Origin of the sequence: Streptomyces sp. NRRL S-87 (assembly GCF_000719335.1) — a bacterium.
Classification (GTDB): Bacteria; Actinomycetota; Actinomycetes; order Streptomycetales; family Streptomycetaceae; genus Streptomyces.
In genome coordinates, this window is the sequence record NZ_JOGB01000149.1 from 1 (window position 1) to 1,921 (window position 1,921).

Consider the following 1,921-nt stretch of genomic DNA (forward strand, 5'->3'; position numbering starts at 1 on the left):
CGGACCGTTCGGAGCCGTCAGACCGTTGCTCGCACCGTCCTGGTTCACCGCCGAACCACGCACCACCGCCAGCACCGGATGACCGTTGCGCCGGGCGTCGGAGAGCCGCTCCACGAGCAGCATGCCGACGCCCTCGCCCCAGCCCGTACCGTCCGCACCCGCCGCGAACGCCTTGATCCGGCCGTCCTCCGCCAGCCCCCGCTGGCGGCTGAAGTCGATGAAGTTCTCGGGCGTCGACATGACGGTGACGCCGCCGGCCAGGGCGAGGTCGCATTCGCCGTGGCGCAGCGCCTGGATCGCCCAGTGCAGCGCGACCAGCGACGACGAGCACGCCGTGTCGACGGTCACCGCCGGGCCCTCCAGCCCGAAGACGTACGAGACGCGGCCGGACATGACGCTGCCCGCGTTGCCGGTGCCGACGTGGCCTTCCAGGCCGCCGTCCTGCTCGCGCGTGACGAGGGAGAGGTAGTCCTGGCCGTTGGTGCCGACGAACACGCCGGCGCGGCTGCCGCGCAGGGTGGTGGGGTCGATCCCGGCCCGCTCGAAGGCCTCCCAGGAGGTCTCGAGGAGAAGGCGCTGCTGGGGGTCCATGGCGAGGGCCTCGCGCGGCGCGATGCCGAAGAAGTCCGCGTCGAAGTCGGCCCCTCCGGTGACGAAGCCGCCCTCACGGGTGTACGAGGTCCCCGGCTGGTCGGGGTCGGGGCTGTAGAGGCGGTCGAGGTTCCAGCCGCGGTCGACGGGGAACGCGGCGACGGCGTCCGTCCCGTCCTTGAGCAGCCGCCACAGCTCCTCGGGGGTCTGCACGCCGCCGGGGAAGCGGCAGCTCATCGCGACGATCGCGACGGGGTCGGCGTCGACGGACGCGGTGACGGGCAGCACGGCGCGGGAGGCGGGGAGGCTGCCGAGAAGGTCGTCGCGGAGGTGCTCGGCCAGCGCGGCGGAGGTCGGGTAGTCGTAGACGAGGGTGACGGGCAGGCGCAGCCCGGTGGCCGCGCCCAGGCGGTTGCGGAGCTCGACGGCCGTCAGTGAGTCGAAGCCGAGCTCCTTGAAGGCGCGCTCCGCGCCGACCGCGTCGGCGCTGCCGTGGCCGAGGACGGCCGCGACGTGCGTCCGTACGAGGTCCAGCAGCTCCCGCTCCTGCTCGGCGGGCGCGAGCGCGCCGAGGCGTCCGGCGAGACCCGCGGGGGCGTCCGCCTGCTCGGCGGTGTGGCGGCGTGAGGCCTCGGCCGACGTACGGGTGGCGCGCGCCGCGCCGAGCTCGTCGAACAGGGTGGTACGGCGTACGGCGGTGTGGCCGGCGAGGTACCGGTCCCACTCGACGTCGGCCACCGTCAGGACGGGGTCGGGGGCGCCGACGGCCTGGTGGAGTGCGCGGAGGGCCGGCCGGGCCGGCATCGGGGGCACTCCGTCCCGGCGCATTCGGGCGTCGAGGGCGTCGTCGGCGGCCATGCCGCTCCCGGCCCACGGACCCCACGCCACCGAGGTCGCGGCCAGACCGGCCGCCCGCCGCTGCTCCGCCAGCGCATCCAAGTACGCGTTCGCCGCGGCGTAGTTGGCCTGCCCGGCCGCACCCACGGTCCCACTCATCGAGGAGAACAGCACGAACGCCGACAGCTCGATACCGAGCTCGACGGTCAGCTCGTGGAGGTTGCGGGCCGAGTCGGCCTTGGCCCGCAGCACGGTCTCGAACCGCTCGGGAGTGAGGGCGTCGATCGTGCCGTCGTCCAGGACACCTGCGGTGTGGACGACCGCCGTCAGGCTCTCGGCCTCGGCGGACAGCAGCTCGCGCAAGGCGTCCCGGTCGGCGGCGTCACACGCCACGACCGACACCTCCACACCCGACCCCGCAAGCTCCGCGACCAGTTCCGCAGCACCCGGAGCATCCAGGCCCCGACGGCTGGTCAGCACCAACCGCGCGACA

1 protein-coding gene is annotated in these 1,921 nt (G+C 74.3%); it reads right to left on the bottom strand.

Annotated features, from left to right (window positions below):
* On the bottom strand, window positions 1-1,921 hold a 1,921-nt coding region (locus IF43_RS0135430; protein ID WP_037891574.1), incomplete at both ends, for a type I polyketide synthase.